This is a genomic window from Marinifilum fragile (assembly GCF_963677365.1).
GTDB lineage: Bacteria > Bacteroidota > Bacteroidia > Bacteroidales > Marinifilaceae > Marinifilum > Marinifilum fragile.
In genome coordinates this window covers 2,007,542-2,027,622 of record NZ_OY781962.1, presented here as the reverse complement: position 1 = coordinate 2,027,622, position 20,081 = coordinate 2,007,542, and the positions used below count along the sequence as shown (strand labels likewise).

Annotated in this window: 12 protein-coding genes; 11 read left to right on the top strand and 1 reads right to left on the bottom strand. The window is 36.8% G+C overall.

Annotated features, from left to right (window positions below):
• Window positions 1-188: 188 nt before the first annotated feature.
• The 10 genes from ACKPCA_RS08020 to ACKPCA_RS07975 all read left to right on the top strand — a co-directional run bounded on the left by ACKPCA_RS08020 (window position 189) and on the right by ACKPCA_RS07975 (window position 13,787).
• A complete protein-coding gene (locus ACKPCA_RS08020) occupies window positions 189-392 on the top strand; it encodes a helix-turn-helix domain-containing protein (RefSeq protein WP_321282340.1) in 204 nt (67 codons plus the stop codon).
• Entirely contained in the window at window positions 393-2,846 is a 2,454-nt protein-coding gene (locus ACKPCA_RS08015) for a type I restriction-modification system subunit M (RefSeq protein ID WP_321282339.1), read from the top strand.
• Window positions 2,840-4,069 (top strand): restriction endonuclease subunit S, encoded by a 1,230-nt coding sequence (locus ACKPCA_RS08010; RefSeq protein WP_321282338.1) that lies wholly within the window; start codon window positions 2,840-2,842, stop codon window positions 4,067-4,069. The genes ACKPCA_RS08015 and ACKPCA_RS08010 overlap by 7 nt, the downstream gene beginning before the upstream one ends.
• Window positions 4,070-4,483, top strand: coding sequence for a hypothetical protein (locus ACKPCA_RS08005; protein WP_321282337.1), 414 nt, complete (start codon window positions 4,070-4,072; stop codon window positions 4,481-4,483).
• An 89-nt stretch (window positions 4,484-4,572) separates the two neighbouring features.
• The gene (locus ACKPCA_RS08000; RefSeq protein WP_321282336.1) at window positions 4,573-5,010 is read left to right on the top strand and encodes a hypothetical protein; all 438 of its coding nucleotides are present in this window, start codon (window positions 4,573-4,575) and stop codon (window positions 5,008-5,010) included.
• Between the two features lie 38 nt (window positions 5,011-5,048).
• The gene (locus ACKPCA_RS07995) at window positions 5,049-8,012 is read left to right on the top strand and encodes a type I restriction endonuclease subunit R (RefSeq protein ID WP_321282600.1); all 2,964 of its coding nucleotides are present in this window, start codon (window positions 5,049-5,051) and stop codon (window positions 8,010-8,012) included.
• Window positions 8,012-8,728, top strand: coding sequence for a M48 family metallopeptidase (locus tag ACKPCA_RS07990; RefSeq protein ID WP_321282335.1), 717 nt, complete (start codon window positions 8,012-8,014; stop codon window positions 8,726-8,728). Before ACKPCA_RS07995 ends, ACKPCA_RS07990 begins: the two co-directional genes overlap by 1 nt.
• Window positions 8,729-9,265: 537 nt before the next feature.
• Window positions 9,266-9,829, top strand: coding sequence for a helix-turn-helix domain-containing protein (locus ACKPCA_RS07985; RefSeq protein WP_321282334.1), 564 nt, complete (start codon window positions 9,266-9,268; stop codon window positions 9,827-9,829).
• 90 nt (window positions 9,830-9,919) lie between these two features.
• Window positions 9,920-12,139, top strand: a complete 2,220-nt coding sequence (locus tag ACKPCA_RS07980; protein ID WP_321282333.1) for a heavy metal translocating P-type ATPase — start codon at window positions 9,920-9,922, stop codon at window positions 12,137-12,139.
• A gap of 283 nt (window positions 12,140-12,422) precedes the next feature.
• Entirely contained in the window at window positions 12,423-13,787 is a 1,365-nt protein-coding gene (locus ACKPCA_RS07975) for a pentapeptide repeat-containing protein (RefSeq protein WP_054722320.1), read from the top strand.
• Window positions 13,788-13,884: 97 nt separating this feature from the next.
• Here ACKPCA_RS07975 and ACKPCA_RS07970 read toward each other — a convergent pair whose 3' ends face one another.
• Window positions 13,885-16,764, bottom strand: coding sequence for a fibronectin type III domain-containing protein (locus ACKPCA_RS07970; RefSeq protein ID WP_321282332.1), 2,880 nt, complete (start codon window positions 16,762-16,764; stop codon window positions 13,885-13,887).
• 524 nt (window positions 16,765-17,288) lie between these two features.
• Between ACKPCA_RS07970 and ACKPCA_RS07965 the strand changes: the two genes are divergently transcribed.
• Window positions 17,289-19,610 (top strand): TonB-dependent receptor, encoded by a 2,322-nt coding sequence (locus ACKPCA_RS07965; RefSeq protein ID WP_321282331.1) that lies wholly within the window; start codon window positions 17,289-17,291, stop codon window positions 19,608-19,610.
• Window positions 19,611-20,081 lie beyond the last annotated feature (471 nt).

The window sequence follows — 20,081 nt, the reverse complement described above, 5'->3', positions numbered from 1 at the left end:
CCCCGCTTCGCATTTTTTAAAATTTCTCTACCAGCGCACATTTGGCACATTTGCAAAGTCGCACAAAGCCACCCACGACCTAAACTTTGCAAAAGAGCCAAATCTCCCTAATACTACCAAGAATAAGTTTGATTATTTATCTTGTATTTTGAGATATAATTGTAATTTAGGCTTCAAAATTTAGAGCAATGAATCGAATAAAGGAAGTGCTTGAAGAGAAAGGAATTAAACAAACCTGGTTAGCTGAAAAACTTGGAAAGAGTTACAATATGGTGAACTCTTATGCTCAAAACAGGCAGCAACCAAGACTTGAAGTTCTGATGGAAATAGCAGAAATACTCGACATTGACGTGAAGGAATTAATAGTATCAAACAAGGAAACAAAGAAATAAATGGCAATAAAAAAATCAGAACTATATAGTTCGCTTTGGGCAAGTTGTGATGAACTAAGAGGCAGCATGGATGCAAGCCAGTACAAAGATTATGTATTGGTTATGTTGTTTATGAAATATGTATCAGACAGAAAAGACCCACTCATTGAAATTCCTGCTGGAACAAGTTTTTATGACATGCTCAAGCATCGTGGAAAATCTGATATTGGCGACCAAATCAATAAAATAATTGGAGAGTTTGCAAAAGTAAACGGACTTACAGGAATTATCACTGAAGCCGATTTTGACGACAGTGCTAAACTGGGTAGCGGAAAAGACAAAATTGATTTGCTGACAAACCTTCTAAACATCTTCAATAAACCGGAACTTGATTTTAGTAAAAACAGAGCAGAGGGCGATGACTTGCTCGGAGATGCCTACGAATATTTAATGCGTCATTTTGCAACTGAAAGCGGAAAAAGCAAAGGTCAATTTTATACACCGGCTGAGGTTTCAAGAATTATGGCTCAAGTTATTGGTATTAACAAATCAGTGAGCCAGGACCAAACTATTTATGACCCAACTTGCGGTTCGGGTTCTCTTTTACTAAAAGCTTCGGACTTGGCACCACACGGCATTACAATTTACGGACAGGAAAATGATAATGCCACACGAGCACTGGCTGTAATGAATATGTGGTTGCACAATTTTTCCGATGCCGATATTCAACAGGGAAACACAATGGCTTCGCCATTATTTACTGATGAAACAACAGGAGAACTTAAACAATTTGATTTTGCCGTTGCCAATCCACCTTTCAGCTATAAAAAATGGATGAACGGTTTAGACCCGCAAAACGATGTTTACAAACGATTTGAAGGTTACGATGCAATACCACCAAAAAAGAATGGAGATTTTGCTTTTCTGCTTCATCTCATAAAATCTCTGAAATCAAAGGGCAAGGCTTGCATAGTTTTACCGTTGGGGGTTTTATTCCGTGGAAACTCAGAAGGTGAAATCCGTAAAAAGATTTTACAAAAAGGATATATCAAAGGAATTATTGGTTTGCCCCCTAACTTGTTCTATGGAACCGGTATTGCAGCCAGTTTGATTGTAATTGACAAAGAAGGTGCTGATAAACGGGAAAGCATCTTTATGATTGATGCCAGTCGTGGATTTATTAAAGACGGAAACAAAAACCGTCTACGAGAACAGGACATTTATAAAATTGTAGATACATTCAACAACAAAATTACTGCCGACCCCAAATATGCCCGAGAGATTCCATTTCCTGAAATTTCAGGCAAAAAGAACGTTTTCAATTTAAACCTACCAAGATATATCGACAGCCAAGAAGCAGAAGATATTCAGGATATTGAAGCCCATCTTTTAGGAGGTATTCCAAAACGAGATATTGAAGCATTAAAAGAGTACTGGACAGTTTATCCATCGCTTAAAGAACACTTGTTTGAAGTAATTGCAGAACGACCGGAATACTACCAATTGAATATTGAAAATGAAGAAATAAAAAACGAAATATTCACTCATCCGGAGTTTACCGCTTTTAGCGAAGAAATGAATGAGGTTTTTGAAAAGTGGAAAATAGAAACGGTAACATACACCAAAGCATTTGAGCAAGGTATAAAGCCCAAAAAGGAAATACGAAAGATTTCAAAAAATTTGTTGGAATACTACAACAACAAACCGCTTACTGACAAATATACCATGTTCCAGCACCTTATGGATTATTGGGCTGAAACCATGCAGGATGATTTTTACGAATTGGCAGCAGATGGCTGGAAAGCAGGAAATGAAGTTATCCGTAAGGAAAAGAAAACAAAAAGAGCCGGAAAAGAAGTTTCAAAACCAATAGCCGGTATTGAAGGACTGGAAGGACGTTTGATTCCACCAACTCTAATCATCAGTGAATATTTTGCTTCTGACCAAAAAGCAATTGATGATTTAGAAGCAAAAGCTGAAACACTGAATGCAGAAATGGAAGAAATGCGTGAAGAAAACGGAGGCGAGGATGGATTGCTTACAAATGCTATGGACGACAAAGGAAAAATTAGCAAAGCGAATTTAACAAAAGCGATAAAAGAGTTGGGCAGACGAAACGAAGACAATGCGGAAGAATTTGATATTCTAAAATCCTACAAGAAATTAATGGATGAAGAAAAAGTCGTTAAGGATAAAATCAAAATTGCAAAAGAAAAATTGGAGAAAAAAGTAATCGCCCAATACCCCAAATTAAGCATTGTTGAAATAAAAGCATTGGTAGTGGATAAAAAATGGATGGCTGAAATGAAAAACCGTATTCGTACTGAAATGGACAACATCAGCCACCGATTAACACAACGCATAAAAGAATTGGCAGAACGCTACGAACTCCCTATGCCAAAACTAAGCAATGACGTTGACGATTTTACTACAAAAGTTGAAAACCACCTAAAAGAGATGAATTTTAAATGGTAGAGGAATTTAATAATACGGATATTGGATTGATACCAGAGGATTGGGAATTTGATTCCATTGGTAACAAAATTGATTTATTGACGGGTTTTCCTTTCCCAAGTAATAAGTATGTTGATAATGGTATAAAGCTTTTGAGAGGTTCAAATGTAAAACGAGGTGTAACAGACTGGAGCGAGGAAAACACAAAATTTTGGAGTGAAATAACTTTTGATTTAAAAAAGTATATTCTTGAGGAAGGCGACATTGTTATTGCGATGGATGGTTCTTTAGTTGGTAAAAGTTTTGCCAGACTTTCTAAATCAGATGTACCAGCTTTATTATTACAAAGGGTTGCAAGAATACGCTCTGAAGAAATCGACATGGGCTACTTAAAAGAATTTGTTTGCAGCACTTATTTTACAAAACATTGCGACAATGTTAAAACTGCTTCTGCAATTCCACATATTAGTCCAAAGGACATTAACAGTTTCGAAATCCCCCTCCCCCCCACCAAAGCAGAGCAAACAGCCATCGCCACTTCCTTAAACGATGCAGATAAACTTATTTCATCTTTAGAAAAACTAATTGCTAAAAAACGGGCAATTAAACAAGGAGCTATTCAGAAATTGCTGAAACCTAAAGATGGATGGGAGGAGAAAGATTTTCCTGACGTATGTTGGTTCCAAGAAGGACCTGGTTTGCGAAAATGGCAATTCACTAATTCTGGAATTAAAGTTATAAACGTTACAAATCTTGAAAATGGATTCCTAAACCTTGAAAGAACTGACAGATATATTTCGATTGAAGAATTTAATCGAATGTACAGACACTTTGAAATTGATGAAAAAGATATAGTTGTAGCCAGTTCTGGAAATAGTTATGGGAAAGTAGCCATTGTAAGAAAACAAGATTTACCATTGCTGATGAATACCAGTGTAATTCGGTTTAAACCTTTAAAGAATCTTGATTATAATTATCTATTGGTTTTTCTCAAGTCACATCTTTTTAAAGACCAAATTGACCTTATGATAACAGGTGGTGCTCAACCAAATTTTGGACCTGCACATTTAAAAAAGATTAAAATTAGTTTACCAAAAACCAAAGCTGAACAGTCTGAAATTTCAGGAATTATAACGGATATGGACAATGAAATATACGAGCTTGAAAAAAAACTGATTAAATACAAAATGCTTAAACAAGGCATGATGCAATCGCTATTAACCGGAAAAATCAGATTGGTATAAATGAAGAAAAAAGATTTGACATATTTTGAAGATTTGGAATCAACAGGAATAACTTGTCCGCATGAAGATGCTTTTCAAGCCAATGGTGACAAAACTTATTTCCGTGTTCTACAGGGTGTTGAAATAACATCAGAAAGTTTTTTACCAACTCCGGTTAAAAAAGACAGGCCTTTACCGCCACAATGCGATGCCTGCATTTTAAAATCAGTTTCAATCTATGACGATTTGGAAGGTTTGATAAATGGGTATTTCAGGTTGCCTTCAAACAAAGGCAAGAAGAAACGAATTGGTGTTTTAAAACTAAACTCACATGATGGCATGCTTAAACAAACTTTTGGAGCAAATCATCATTCATGGTGGCGTAGCACCGCTTTCGACCATACACAAGTAGAAATAAAAGAAATCACAATATGAAATTTCCCTATTTAAAATATCTCTATTTCTATGAGGTGCCGACTGTAATCTTTTGCCAGGACGAAAGGCAAAGCAATTACATTTTCATATTGCTTGATGAAGAAGATTTAAAATATATCGGAAAAAAAGTAAATGCCGAAGATGTAAGTCTTTTCCTTGAAGGACAAATGGATTTAAAACCCATATATGAAAACAGGGAAACAAATTTTTACATAGGAACTTTCACTGAAAACAGCGAATTTATTGCAGCACTTTATCAAGGCAAGTACAGCGAGGATTTATTGCCCGATGACGGACTTATGCTTGTTTCCAAGGAAATGGAATTAGCTGCAAATATTAAAAAGGAAATAATTAACAGAATGATTAACGGCTCATCAAAATCCAATGTGGGTAAACTCGAAAGAGAAACCCAAAACCGCATTGTTGAACTATTTCAAAGCGAACTAAAATATCGGTATCTTGGCAAATGGGAAGATAGAGATGAAAACAGCAATCTGGAAACGAGTATCTTAAAAAGTGGCTTTTAAAAAAACAAGGGTATAGTCAAAACTTAGTCGAGAAAGCCATTTATGAATTTAGTAAAGCAGTAATCGACCAGAGCCGTTCACTTTATGAAATTAACAAGCAGATTTATTCAATGCTTCGTTATGGTGTTAATGTTCAACCTGAAACAGGACGCAAAAAGAAAACTTTAATGCTTATTGACTGGGAGAATCCGCTTAACAACGATTTTGCCATTGCCGAAGAAGTTACCATTAAAGGTTTACATAAAAAACGCCCTGACATTGTGCTTTATGTTAATGGAATTGCTTTAGGTGTTTTGGAGCTAAAACGAAGTACGGTTTCTGTTTCAGAGGGCATACGTCAAAATCTCGATAACCAAAAACATATTTTTATAAAACCTTTCTTCAATACCATTCAATTTGTAATGGCTGGCAACGATATTGAAGGAATTGCCTACGGTGCCATCGACACCAAAGAAAAGTACTTTTTGAAGTGGAAAGAAGTAAGTGAGGAAATAAACAAAGACCATCAGTATCTTCTAAACCTTACTAAACCAATTCGCAACAGAGCAGCAAATTATCAATATCCGTTAGACAGGAATGTTGTTGAATTGCTAAACAAAGAACGATTTATTGAGCTACTGCATGATTTTATTGTTTTTGACAGAGGACAGAAGAAACTTTGTCGGCCAAACCAATATTTTGGAGTAAAAGCAGCACAGGATTTCATTAGAAGAAAAGAAGGCGGAATTATTTGGCATACTCAGGGAAGTGGGAAAAGTCTTACAATGGTTTGGCTCACCAAATGGATTCGTGAGTTTAATGATAATGCAAGGGTTCTAATTATCACAGACCGTGAGGAATTGGATGAACAAATTGAAAAGGTTTACAAAGGTGTTGATGAAGATATTTACCGTACCAAAAACGGTAAAGACTTACTGAACAAACTGAATGATACCACACCTTGGTTGATGTGTTCTCTTGTACACAAATTTGGTGGCAAAGAGGAGATAGACGACAAAGACATGGATACTTACCTGAATGATTTGCGCAGCAATATCCCAACCGATTATGAAGCTAAAGGTGATATTTATGTTTTTGTCGATGAATGTCATCGAACACAATCTGGTAAATTACATCAGGCTATGAAACAATTTCTGCCCGAAGCGCAGTTTATCGGTTTTACAGGAACACCGCTTTTGAAAACGGACAAACAAACCAGTCTTGAAGTTTTTGGCAGATACATTCACACATACAAATTTGATGAAGCTGTAAGCGATAAGGTAGTTCTTGATTTACGTTACGAAGCACGAGACATCGAACAAAATATAACATCAGAAGATAAAATTGATGAATGGTTTGAATTAAAAACCCGTGGACTTACGGATTTCGCCAAAGCAGAATTAAAGCAAAAATGGGGAACGCTAAAGAAAGTTTTCAGCTCAAAATCTCGTTTGGAAAAGGTTGTTCTCGATATCGTGATGGATATGGAGAAAAAAGAACGATTGCAAAATGGCAGAGGAAATGCACTTTTAGTTTCTGATAGTATTTACAACGCTTGCCGTTATTTCGACTTATTCCAAAATGCTGGATTGAAACATTGTGCAATTATTACTTCGTTTGTGCCAACCCATGCAGACATAAAACTTGAAGAATCGGGCGAAGGCTACACTGAAAAATTGCAACGTTTCGAGATTTACCGAAGAATGCTGGCAGCTTATTTCAATGAAGACCCTGATTCAGCAATTAAGAAAGTTGAGCAATTTGAAAAAGAAGTAAAGAAAAAGTTTGTTGAAGAACCTGCTCAAATGAAATTGCTGATTGTTGTAAACAAACTGCTTACCGGATTTGATGCACCACCAGCAACATTTCTGTACATCGACAAAAAACTTCGTGACCATGGTCTATTTCAAGCTGTTTGTAGAGTAAACCGATTAGATGGTGACGATAAAGAATATGGTTTTATCATCGACTATATGGATTTATTTAAAAGTCTTGAAAAAGCCTTTGGTGATTACACATCGGAAGTATTTAGCGGTTACGAAAAGTCAGATATTGACGGACTTTTGAAGGACAGACTGGAAAAAGGTAAAGAAAGATTAGAGGAAGCATTGGAAGCCATCAAAGCATTGGTTGAACCTGTTGACCCGCCAAAAGATACAATGGCTCATATTCGTTATTTCTGTGGCAAGGACACCGAAAATCCGGACGAACTAAAAGACACCGAACCAAGAAGAATTTCGTTGTATAAACTGACAATCTCATTGATGAGAGCCTATGCTAACATTGCAGATGAAATGAAAGAAGCAGGCTATTCAGACAAAGAGAGTGAAGAAATAAAAGCAGACATTAAACATTTTGAAAATCTTCGAAAAGAGATTCAACTTGCCAGTGGCGATTACATTGATTTGAAACAATATGAACCTGCCATGCGCCATTTAATTGATAGCTATATTGGAGCTGAAGAAAGTCGCATGCTTGCCAATTTTGATGATTTAAGTTTAGTTGAATTGCTTATTGAAAAAGGAAAAGATGCAATTGAAGATATTCCAAAAAATATTCGGGACGATAAAGACGCGATGGCAGAGGCTATTGAAAATAACTTACGCAGAGTGATTATTGAAGAAAGCCCTACCAACCCGATGTATTATGAAAAAATGTCTGTTTTATTGGACGAACTTATCAAACTAAGAAAAGAGCAGACACTTGAATATGAAAAATACCTGCAAAAAATAATTGAACTTTCCGGCAAGGTCAAAAAGCCTTCATCTACAAAAGAATATCCTGAATCAATTGACACAGATGCAAAACGAGCCTTATTCGATAACCTGGGGAAAAATGAATCTTTAGCAGTTGAATTAGATAACAACATCAAAACAACTAAAAAAGATGGATGGCGAGATAATATTCAAAAATCGAAAGCGGTAAGGATTGCAATTAGAAAAGCACTAAAGAATCATGGTATTACAGATGATGAAGAAGTACACAGAATATTTGACCTTGTAAAAAATCAAAGGGAGTATTAATGGAGCAGATTAAAGTGAGCGATATTACCATTGATGTTGTGCGTAAAGACATTAAGAACATCCACCTTGCAGTTTATCCACCAACAGGTCGGGTTCGTATTGCTGCCCCATTAAAAACCAATGACGATTCCATTCGTCTGTTTGCCATTTCAAAAATAGGTTGGATAAAAAGAAATCAAAGAAAGTTTAAAGGCCAGGAACGAATTTCACCACGTGAATATAAACAAAGGGAAGCACATTATTTTCAAGGTAAAAGATTTCTGCTTAATATCATTGAAACAGACACAAAACCAAAAGTTGAATTAAAAGGTAAAAAGCGAATTGACCTATATGTTCGCCCCAATTCTTCAATTGAAAAGAAACACGAAATATTAACAGAGTGGTATCGCAGTCAACTTAAAAATCAAATCCCGTCAATTATTGAAAAGTGGGAAAAAAGATTGGATTTGAAAGTAAATGAATGGCAAATAAAACTAATGAAAACCAAATGGGGTTCATGCAACATTGAAAAGAAAAAGATTTTAATAAACCTTGAATTGGCAAAAAAACCGGAAAGATGTTTGGAATACATCATTGTACATGAAATGATTCATTTCAAAGAAAGACTGCACAATGAAAGGTTTTTGTATTATATGGATACATATTTTCCGAATTGGAAGCAATTGAAAAAAGAATTAAACAATTTACCGGTAAGTCATGCGGATTGGAGTTATTAGTCAGCGCACACTTGTAAGCACATTTGCAGGTCGCACAATGCCAACTCACGACCAAAACCTGCAAAAGAGCTTCCAAGTCCCTGCCCGAAAAAAGAGAAATTTTAAAAAATGCCCCACCGCACAGGAGGACATTGAAAATGAAGACTAATACGAAAAGAAAAATAAAGCACGAACGCACAACAAAGTGTATAAATCATTGGGCGGCAAGTGGCTAATTTAAGCATGAGTACATTTAATAAACATATCAGCGGTTTGACAGTGAAGTGCTTCGAAATGCCCAACGCTTCATACACCAGCCGTTGACAAATGAAGCCAATGGAAACCAAATATTATACAAAAAGACAGGAATGATATTTGGTTGGAATATCCATTAAAAAAGACTGGTAAAGAACGAATTTTATACAATAATGCAGTTGAGAAGCTTTATGCTTTGGGTGGATTGACAGTTTGGTTAAATCCCTTGCTAAACCCAATACTCAACATTCTTTGTAAGCTAAAGAAAGGAAAGTGCCAAAATTGAAATATTCAGAGTAAAATATGACTAAACTTTTCATTAAAAATATGGTTTGCAACCGCTGTATTATGGTGGTTCGAAATGAATTGGAGAAACTTGGTATAAGTGTAAGGCACGTTGGGTTAGGAGAAGTATTACTTGAAAAAGAACTTTCACCCGAAGAAAAAGTCAACTTAGATAAAGTTTTAATTCCATTAGGTTTTGAGGTTATTGATGACAAGAAAAGTCGTGTTATCGAAAAGATAAAAAACATCATTATTGATCTTGTGCATCATCATGAGAATGATAGCAAAAACAAGCTTTCAGATGTATTGAGTAGCAAGCTGCACCATGATTATAGTTATTTGTCCAATTTATTTTCAGAGGTAGAAGGCACTACTATTGAAAAATACTTTATTGCCCAAAAAATAGAAAAGGTGAAGGAACTATTGGTCTATGATGAATTGTCTTTGAGTGAAATTGCCTTTCGTCTTAATTATTCAAGTGTAGCCTATTTAAGCAACCAATTCAAAAAAGTAACAGGACTTTCCCCTAGTCATTTTAAGCAGATTGGCAAGGATAGGAGAAAACCTTTGGATGAAGTATAAGTAAATCTTACAAACCATTTCCAAAATTCTACAATAATTACCAATCATATTATGGCCAATTTTGTATTGTAAACAGAAAACAATCGAGATATGGCAATAAATGACAAGAATACAATTACGCAGAATTTCCCTGTTTTGGGAATGACTTGTGCATCGTGTGCAAGCAATGCCGAAAGCATTGTGCAACACCAGGAGGGTGTGTTAAGTGCCAGTGTAAACTTCGCAACAGGCAATTTAACCGTTGAGTACCTGCTCAATATTACCGATGCAGTCAAATTGCAAAAAGCGGTGCAGTCTGTCGGTTATGATTTATTGGTTGAAGATGAAACCAAACAGCAGGAAACCATCGAAGCTATACACGAAAAGAAATTCAAACAATTAAAGACTAGAACCATTTGGGCAATTATTATGTCTTTGCCTGTAGTAATCTTAGGAATGTTTTTTATGAATATGCCGTATGCTAACCTGATTATGTGGGCATTTTCAACACCTGTAGTGCTTTGGTTGGGCAGGGGGTTCTTTTCGGGAGCCTGGAAACAAGCCAAACATGGTTCTGCCAATATGGATACGCTGGTAGCGTTGAGTACAGGCATTGCCTATCTTTTTAGTGTATTTAACATCTTATTTTCAGATTTTTGGGAGGCAAGAGGCTTGGAAGCACACGTGTATTTTGAAGCAGCAGCGGTTATTGTTGCATTCATTCTGTTAGGTAAATTGTTGGAAGAAAAAGCCAAGGGCAATACATCTTCTGCAATAAAGAAATTAATGGGCTTACAAGCTAAAACCGTTGTTGTGCTGCAATCAGGCGGAACTGAAAAACAGATCGCTATTGAAAATGTAAAGGTAGGCGATGTTATTCTTGTAAAGCCAGGTGAAAAAATTGCTGTTGATGGGATGGTTACTTCGGGAACTTCCTATGTGGATGAAAGTATGTTGAGTGGTGAGCCTGTACCTGTATTGAAAAAGGAAAACGAAAAAGTATTTGCAGGAACGATAAATCAAAAGGGAAGTTTCCAATTTAAAGCTGTTAAGATTGGAAAAGAAACCATGCTTGCTCAAATTATCAAAATGGTTCAGGACGCACAGGGAAGCAAAGCTCCCGTTCAAAAATTGGTGGATAAAATTGCAGGTATTTTTGTGCCAACCGTAATAGGTATCGCCACACTCACATTCATTTTGTGGTTTTTATTAGGTGGTGATAATGGTGTAGTACAGGGATTATTGGCAGCTGTAACGGTATTGGTTATCGCTTGTCCTTGTGCTTTGGGATTGGCTACTCCTACGGCAATAATGGTGGGTGTAGGGAAAGGTGCTGAAAATGGTATATTGATTAAAGATGCAGAAAGTTTAGAGTTTGCCAAGAAAATAAATGCCATCGTATTAGACAAAACTGGTACGATTACCGAGGGCAGGCCACAAGTGACAGATATGCAATGGTTGGATAATGATGATACTGCAAAGGACATTTTATTAAGTATCGAAAAACAGTCGGAACACCCATTGGCAGAAGCCGTAGTAAAACACTTTGTAGGAGTAAGTAACAAAGCTATATCGAATTTCTACAGCATTACAGGTAAGGGAGTAAAAGCCAACTACAATAACGAAACCTATTTTGTAGGGAATAAAAAACTGTTAGCTGAAAACAATATCAGTATTCCCAAACCATTGCTACAGCAAGCCGAAGAATGGAGCAAGTTATCCAAAACTGTTATTTGGTTTTCGAACAGTCATCAGGCACTTTGCGCAGTTGCTATTTCAGATAAAATCAAAGAATCATCAGTACAGGCAATCAAAGAAATGCAGAATATGGGAATTGACCTGTATATGCTTACAGGCGATAATGAAGCAACAGCCAAAGCAATTGCAGAGCAGACAGGTATCAAGTATTACGAAGCAGAAGTATTGCCACAACACAAAGCTGATTTTGTAAAAGAACTGCAAAAGCAGGGCAAAACCGTTGCGATGGTTGGAGACGGCATCAATGACAGTGCAGCTTTGGCAATAGCAGACGTAAGTATTGCAATGGGGAAAGGAAGTGATATTGCTATGGATGTAGCGAGAATGACCATTGTGTCATCGGACCTTTGCAAAGTACCACAGGCAATAAAATTGTCAAAACAGACCGTAGCTACCATTAAACAAAACCTGTTTTGGGCATTCATTTATAATTTAATAGGTATTCCAATCGCAGCAGGTGTTTTATATCCTGTAAATGGTTTCTTGCTTAACCCCATGATTGCAGGTGCAGCAATGGCAATGAGTAGTGTAAGTGTAGTGAGCAATAGTTTACGGTTGAAGTGGAAAAGGTAAAATAATAAATCTTGCAAACGGATTTAAAAAAACAGCAGAGAACATTTTATAGAGGCAATAAGGGTTTGAGTGTTGACTTAAACCCTTATTTGTTTAATGAAGTGCCTTAAAAACCTTAGTCTTGTATAAATGTTATTGTTATTGCCTTTTGGAAGAGATAAAATTCTTTTAACTTAATGGCATTGGTAGTACGAAACAAAGCAGGATGAAAACCACACTTTGTTTTGGCTGCGCAGGAACATTAACCCAATAGACAATAAACTAATCACAAAAAACCAAAACCATGAATCTATTTAAATCTACAACCATCTTATTCGCTTTTGAAGCCCCTGAAGGATCAAAAGTTGAAATAGCGGGCGATTTCACCAACTGGTTGGAAGCTCCATTGAAGCTCCATTATAAGGGAGATGGAGTTTATGAGCGGAAAATTAGCTTTAAACGATCGGGTACATTTCAGTACAAATATCGGATTAATGAAGAGTGGGTGGAAACAATGAAGGAGTTGCAACCTCAAAGCAATAGCATACCCAATGCTTTTGGTACAAGGAATTTTTTCATTGATATCGACCTGTCAAAGAAGGAAGGAGCTGAAATGCTTGCAGCAAAAAAAGATAAAATTGACGCTAAAGTAGATGAGAAAGCCTACAAACTGTTGATTGCTTGTAGTGATAAGGGGGATTTTGGTGATTGGGACCGATGGAGAGAGCAGAATGATTACGAGAGAATCTATTTACAGGGCGTTAATTTTAGCAGCAGGAATTTTGAAAAGGTGAACTTGAGTAATATAAATTTTCATTGTGCTGACTTTAGTTATGCTTTTCTTTCGCTGGTTAATTTTGATACTTGCGATTTGCGCGATACGGATTTTCGAAAGGCTTGGTTTAGCAATGGATCTGCAAAAAAGGCAAACTTTACCACTGCCGATATGAGAGGTGCCACCATTAATGGTACAGAATTTTTGAAAAGTCGCATGATTGGTACCGATTTGAGAGGTGCAAGTGCAAAATATGTACACATTGAGGGAACTGACCTGCATCACGCGAAAATTGAAAGTGCCAACTTTTCCTTTGCAATTGTTGATGGAGAAACCTTGATTGATACCATTGATGTGGACAAACGTACACTTTTTACAAGTGTAGGATTGAGCTCGGCACGATTAAGATCGGGGCTTATGGATACCTTAAATTATAACATCAGAAGAAACAGGTGGGAAGAGTGGTTTAAAACTGGCAGTTTCATGAATAGGTTGTATAAAAATATGTTTATCCATCTGTTTTGGAAGATTTCGGATTACGGACGCTCTACAAGGAGAATCTTGTACATTTTCACAACCCTGGCTTTGGTTTTTGGATTTATTTATTGGTTCAATCCTGAAATCATTACCAATATGAATAGCAGTGATACCATTATTAAAGCACTACATACCGTTTCGTTTTCGGTGGTAACCATGATTACCTTGGGCTTTGGATCGATGAATGCTGCTCCTGCCAGTTTATTGGGTCACATTACGGTTGCTTTGCAGATTATTGCAGGATATATGATATTAGCCGCATTGGTGTCTCGTATTGCCATCATGTTTGATTCCGAAGGTCCGGATGTAGAGCACAAACCGCTGTACAGGCCTTACAAGGATGATTCAAAGAAGTGATTGATTCTGTTTACTCACCTAAGGAAATACTTAATCATCAAAAAAAATCCCGATCTAATTAAAGACCGGGATTTATTATCGTTGAAACCAATATATTTTATTCTTGTATCACAATCTGAGTTGATTCCGATTGCTCAAGAGCTTCCTTTTTAATCCATTTTATCAAAACGGTGAAACTCAAACTGGCATCCGGATTCTCTTTTAAGAAAGGGCTGTAATCCAAAACCAAAGAATGATCACCACCAAGTTTAACAATCTTTGAAGGATCGATGTACTGTCCTCGCTCCATTTTAATACCATCAATAGTCCAATTGATACGGATTTCCTCCATTGAAGAAACTTCCCCCATTTTTGCCCAACGAGGACCAACCCGTTTTACATTTGTTTCGATAGCTGCCATAATATCAAAAGTCTCCTTGGCATCAACAGATGTTCTAAATTGTATGGTATTGCTTCGTCCTATTTTACCCAGAGGATCTTTGGCTTCGATATAAAAGCTATATTCCTTATTCGACTCCAAATGGGTTAATAAAATTGAATTATCATTTGTATTCACACCACTCTCAATCTGCCCGGTTCCTCTTGTATTTCCACCATAGTTGATGTTCGTTTTTAGAGCTGTACCATTAACGTAGTAGGTATAAATCAAATTAGAATCGTCTGTATCAGTGGCAAAATTATTCTCCAATTCTAAGAAACTAAAACCTGTTTGTTTTATTTTCAAATCTTTAGTCCAAACAGGAGCTTTATTGGCTGGGGTAGTAAAATCTGTGTTTTTTTCCAAGGCGATGGTTCCATCGGCATATTTTATTATCAGTTGAAAATCGTAATGTGTTAGCTCCTCCAAATTGGTTACAATTTTAGATGTGACATCTTTTCCCCAAGCTTTTTTTACCCCATTCAAATAGGCTTCGAAGGTCATATCACTGAAATCATCAAATCGATCTCTATTCTTCTCATGAAAATCATTTAAATCGACCTCAAGCTGATTGTATGACTTCGGATGAATCACCATATTGAAATCCAGAGCTTCAGGATAGGCTAAAGTTTTTACTTCAATTTCTTTCTGATAGGTTTTGCCTGCACGTTTTCCAAGAACTTTCAACTTATAGCTGGTGTTCGATTGCATATCGCTGAACGTATAGGTAAGAAAATACCCTGCCTTTATTGACTTGCCATCCAGAAAAAGTTCATAACTGTCGTAAGACGGACTTTCTGTGAGCATCCAGTTTAATTCAAAGGATCGAATCCCCACATTTGCAACACTAAGTTGTACTTCTGGAATTGCTTCCGCTTTTGTTGTAAAACCAATCGTCTGCTCATTGGTCGTATTGTTTTGAGATTTAGCCACAATTCTGGCAGTGTAATTGGTCTCGGCTTTCAAGTTCTTAAAAACAAATGCATTCCCACTTGCGTTGTAGGTGTAAGCAATGTCATTCAAATAAGCTTCGTAAGTAATATCACCTCCGGATGGTAATTCTGAATTGGTCCAGATCACTTTTGCCTGCGACGTGGTAATATCCTGAACCTTTAATTCAAACTCTCCAGGCACTTCATATGCCTTGGTTGTAAATGAGATTGTATGAGTACGTGGCAATAATACCTTCTCATTTCGGGCTTCAATCTTATAGGTATACTCTTTACCAGCACGGAGTTCACTGGCCTGGTACCGCCTTTCCTCCAATCCTCTTTTGGCAATCAATCCGTTTTCATAATATACATCATAAGTCACCTTACTGCCATCACTGGCCACACATTCGGTCCAAGTTAAAAGGGCCGAGGTTTGTTCTACATCCTGTGCACTGACTGTAAAATCGGATAAGCTTGCCGGCTCAAGAGTTGAGAATTCAGTGGTCTTTTCCAATGTCTTATTGTAGGCATTTCTCGCCTCTATCTTCAACTTATAAACTTTCCCGGCTTCCAATTGGTTTAATAAAAGCTGATTGTCGCTAAAAGCTTCGCCTTTAAAGAATCCATTGACAAATACCTTGTAACCGATCACTTCAGCTTTATCACCTGTGGTTTCCCAACGAATAAGAGCCGATTCCTGACTAATGTTTTCAATAAAAATCTTAAAATCTGCAGGACCTCCAGCTTCCAAAGTTGTAAATTCAATTTGCTTACTTTTGGTTTTACCATGCTCATTTGTAGCCACAACTGTTGCAATATATTGCGTATTATAAGTCAAAGATTTGAATTCAAATTCCAAAACTTTAAGATCTTTAGCATGTTCAACAGTATTCAAGAGAACTCGGTAAGTTAAGTTTTCAGATTCCGAAGATCCCCAAACTATTTTTGCTCCATTACCTGTCACACTTTCTACCGAAAGGGTAAAATCACTAGGATCTGCATAGTCATTTGTAGTAAGATCAAGCTTACTTTCAACTGTTTTATTAAACTCATTTTTTCCAACCAGTTTAATATGATACAACTTATTCCCTTCCAACTCGGAAAAGGTAAAAGTCGACACCGTTAAATTTTCGGCTTTTAGTACATCGTCCAAATAGATCGCATAAGACAAAGTTTGAGTTGGATCAGAGTTGGCCCATGAAACTTTTATTTGATCGGTGGATAATTCATCCATTTTCAGTGCTATTGCTCCTGGACTGGGAGTATCCTTGGTAGTTATGTCATAGGAAACAATAACTTGAGTGTCATAAGTACTTTTTGCAATTACCTCTAAATTGTATGTAGTTACAGCTTCCAACTCTTCAAATCGATAGCTTAAATTCTCCAAATTTTTAGCTTTTAGCTCATCATTCAGGTAAACATCGTACACAATTTTCGATTTGTCAGAAATCAACGAAGCTGTCCATTGAATTTCAGCAGAATTGTAAGTAAGTTCCTTCACTGAGATATTAAAGTTCGATGGATTTAATTTAATTTCTGCTTCAGGACCTGTCTCATCCTTGCTACAACTTACAACGAAACCCAAGGCCATTACCATTAGCCATACAAACATCAATTTTACTCGCATAATTCAATAATTTTAATTCTATAGTATACAGGACAAGTCAACTTGTACAAACACGTACTATCACATAAATTTTTTTAAAGCATCGCTTGATAAGATGACTTCTGTTTAACAATTCGTAAGAATTATATTTTTAAAAAAGGATGCAAAGAAAGGTAAATTTCAATTAAGAAGCAAGGTGCCAATTGTGGGATCATCTTCGTTTTTGATAAAAGCTAAAGTAGAATTAGTCTAAATAAAAGAGTTTTTTAATATATTTGAATCAATATTTAAGCGTGCTTAAATCTTTTATTCAAGTTTCGATCTTCATGGAGATCCTATTCCCAATGAACAATTAATAATTCGTTTTTAAACAATGTTCGAGTTGTGATTTTGCAGGAAGTAAATCAGAGGTGTCTCTCCTTTTTAAGGGGAGATGGCTATAGCCAGAGGGGTTCATTTTATGGTGATCGGTGAACAGTAATCAGTTAACAATGAACAGTTAATAATTAAAAATGAATAATAAATAAAACAATAATATAATAAAAATGATAAGACATTTATTTGTAGTCCTCTGTTTTTTGGGGATTAGTGAAACTCTTTTAGCGCAGAAAACGGATGCGAATGTTTTTGGAGATGTAAAGTCGGAACAAAGTGGTGAGCATATTCCTTTTGTGAGTATCTATTTGGAAGGTACAACATTGGGAATAACTACCGATCATACAGGTCACTATTTGTTGGTGAATTTGCCGGTAGGGGAGCATACCCTTGTAGCCAAATCAATTGGTTATGAGAATGCCAGTAAGAAAATTGTTGCGGAAGCAGGTAAAACCATAGAGGTAAACTTTGTTTTGAAAGAGAAGGTAATGGCTCTTGATGATGTTGTGGTTACCGGCACGAAAACCTTTAAGCGAAAGACTGAGTCGCCAGTAATTGTGAATGTATTGGAGAGCAAGGCCCTGGATCAGGTGCAGGCTTGCAATATTTCGGAAGGATTGCGTTTTCAGCCAGGTTTGCGAGTAGAAACCGATTGCCAAACATGTAATTACACACAACTTAGAATGAATGGCCTGGGTGGGGGCTACTCACAAATCTTGATCAATGGTCGCCCTATTTTTAGTCCATTGACAGGATTGTATGGAATGGAGCAGATTCCTGCCAATATGGTGGAAAGAATAGAGATAGTTCGAGGTGGAGGATCGGCCCTGTATGGCTCTAGTGCCATTGGTGGAACCGTGAATGTGATTACCAAGATTCCAAGTGAACCAAGCTATGATTTTGGTGTGACTACTCAGTTTATTGATGGAAAAGAATCGGATGTGATTATGAATGGGAACATTAGTATGCTGAATCAGAAACGAAATGCAGGTGCATCCATTTACGTGAATCGCAGAACGCGCAGTGCTTTCGATGCCAATGGTGATAATTATTCGGAACTGCCTGAATTGAAGAATAATTCCTTTGGTGCCAATTTATTTTATAAGCCTGGCGAGAATCAGAAGTTGGAATTGAGTTTTACCAGTTTGTATGAGTATCGATATGGGGGCGAAATGGTTGATAGAGCAGCTCATCTGGCGAAACAATCAGAGGAAAGAACGCATGATGTATTAATGGCTGGTTTGGATTATCAAATTAATTTTAACGAAGACAATTCTTCCTTTATTGCCTATGCGGCAGGCCAGTATACCGAAAGAGATCATTATACAGGTATATATCCTGATGATCAGGATGAGATTGATTTGCATTTGAGCAATCCTCCTTATGGAGATACAGAGAATACGACCTTACAGTTTGGAACTCAGATCAACCATAGATTGAATGATTTCTTTGGTGGCAAAAATGTATTGACCGTTGGAACTGAGTATGTGTATGATGATGTTTTGGATTCGATTCCTCGATACAGTTATGGCACAGATCAGACCACAAAAAACTTTGGTGGGTTTTTCCAGTCGGATTGGGAAGTGCGTAAAAATTTAAATTTCCTTGCTGGTTTGCGTGTAGATAAGCACAATTTGGTGGATAATGCCATTTTGAGCCCGCGTTTGTCATTGCTGTACAAGTACAAAACCAATACGCAGTTTCGATTGACATGGGGTACTGGCTTTAGAGCTCCTCAGGCTTTCGATTCGGATATGCATATTGCTTTTGCTGGGGGAGGCATTTCAAGAATAAAATTGGCTGATGATTTAAAGGAAGAAAGATCGAATTCCTTGAGTGGATCGATCAATTACGATAAGGCAACAGAAAAGTGGATTGCAGGATTTACTTTGGAAGGATTCTATACCAAGTTGGATGATGCTTTTTATTTGGAGCTATTGGCTGCGGATGAATTTGGCGAGAGATTTGAGAAGAGAAATGGATCGGGTGCAAAAGTACAAGGAGCTACTTTGGAGTTAAGAGCAAATTACAATAGAATAGCCCAGTTTGAAGCTGGTTTCACCTTACAGTCAAGCAAGTTTGATAAGGCTGTGGAGAACATCGAAGGTTTGGAAGCCAAACGTGAGTTTCTAAGAACTCCTGAAAAATATGGATATGCGAGCTTGTCGTTTACGCCATCTTCAAAATTCAATGCTACCATTAGTAGTGTTTATACAGGGCCTATGTTGTTGGCTCATTTTGGAGGTGCTCCGGAGCAATCCACTGATGAGTACAAAAAATCGGATTCGTTTACCGAATTGAACCTTAAGCTCTCATATGCCTTTAAGTTGAATCAGGTAGATTCAGGTTTGGAGCTATTTGGGGGAATTAAAAATATAACGGATGCATATCAAGATGATTTTGATAGTGGAAAGAATCGCGATAGCAACTATGTTTATGGTCCTGGATCTCCAAGAACATTTTATGTAGGAGTGAGGCTAAAAAGCTGGTAAGATTAGAAATTTATGGTTCTATATGGAACACAATAGGTAATTTACCCAATTACAAATAAAATGAATCATTTTATAATTTCTTACATTAGCTTTGTTATGCTCAAGCCGCAAGGCTCATCCTTTTCCCATCGATGGAAAAGGATGCAAAAAATCTAGGGCGTGTAAGCTCAAACCACTTATACTTGAAAACTTTAAGTGCGGCGGGGTGATCTTCGAACAAGTTCTCAGCTTCCCCGTCTTACTAGAAAGTTTTCTGTGTATAAGCCGCTTGATCTTCCAATGCCCGTTAAAATAGCTCAAATAAACTAAAGGTAATTATAAAAGAGTATCCACTATAAATCATACAGAGCTAAATTTATTAAGAGAAATGGCAATGATTCGCAATGTATTATTGCCATTACTTTTTTGTGAATTCTATGGTGGCAATTGTACAATTATTATTAATTTTGATTAAACCAATATGATTGAACC

What these genes read in the sequence shown, in the direction of transcription:
- ACKPCA_RS08020 (WP_321282340.1), top strand. Translation starts at nt 189, where the DNA reads ATGAATCGAATAAAGGAAGTGCTTGAAGAGAAAGGAATTAAACAAACC.
- ACKPCA_RS08015 (WP_321282339.1), top strand. Translation starts at nt 393, where the DNA reads ATGGCAATAAAAAAATCAGAACTATATAGTTCGCTTTGGGCAAGTTGT.
- ACKPCA_RS08010 (WP_321282338.1), top strand. Translation starts at nt 2,840, where the DNA reads ATGGTAGAGGAATTTAATAATACGGATATTGGATTGATACCAGAGGAT.
- ACKPCA_RS08005 (WP_321282337.1), top strand. Translation starts at nt 4,070, where the DNA reads ATGAAGAAAAAAGATTTGACATATTTTGAAGATTTGGAATCAACAGGA.
- ACKPCA_RS07990 (WP_321282335.1), top strand. Translation starts at nt 8,012, where the DNA reads ATGGAGCAGATTAAAGTGAGCGATATTACCATTGATGTTGTGCGTAAA.
- ACKPCA_RS07985 (WP_321282334.1), top strand. Translation starts at nt 9,266, where the DNA reads ATGACTAAACTTTTCATTAAAAATATGGTTTGCAACCGCTGTATTATG.
- ACKPCA_RS07980 (WP_321282333.1), top strand. Translation starts at nt 9,920, where the DNA reads ATGGCAATAAATGACAAGAATACAATTACGCAGAATTTCCCTGTTTTG.
- ACKPCA_RS07975 (WP_054722320.1), top strand. Translation starts at nt 12,423, where the DNA reads ATGAATCTATTTAAATCTACAACCATCTTATTCGCTTTTGAAGCCCCT.
- ACKPCA_RS07970 (WP_321282332.1), bottom strand. Translation starts at nt 16,764, where the DNA reads ATGCGAGTAAAATTGATGTTTGTATGGCTAATGGTAATGGCCTTGGGT.
- ACKPCA_RS07965 (WP_321282331.1), top strand. Translation starts at nt 17,289, where the DNA reads ATGATAAGACATTTATTTGTAGTCCTCTGTTTTTTGGGGATTAGTGAA.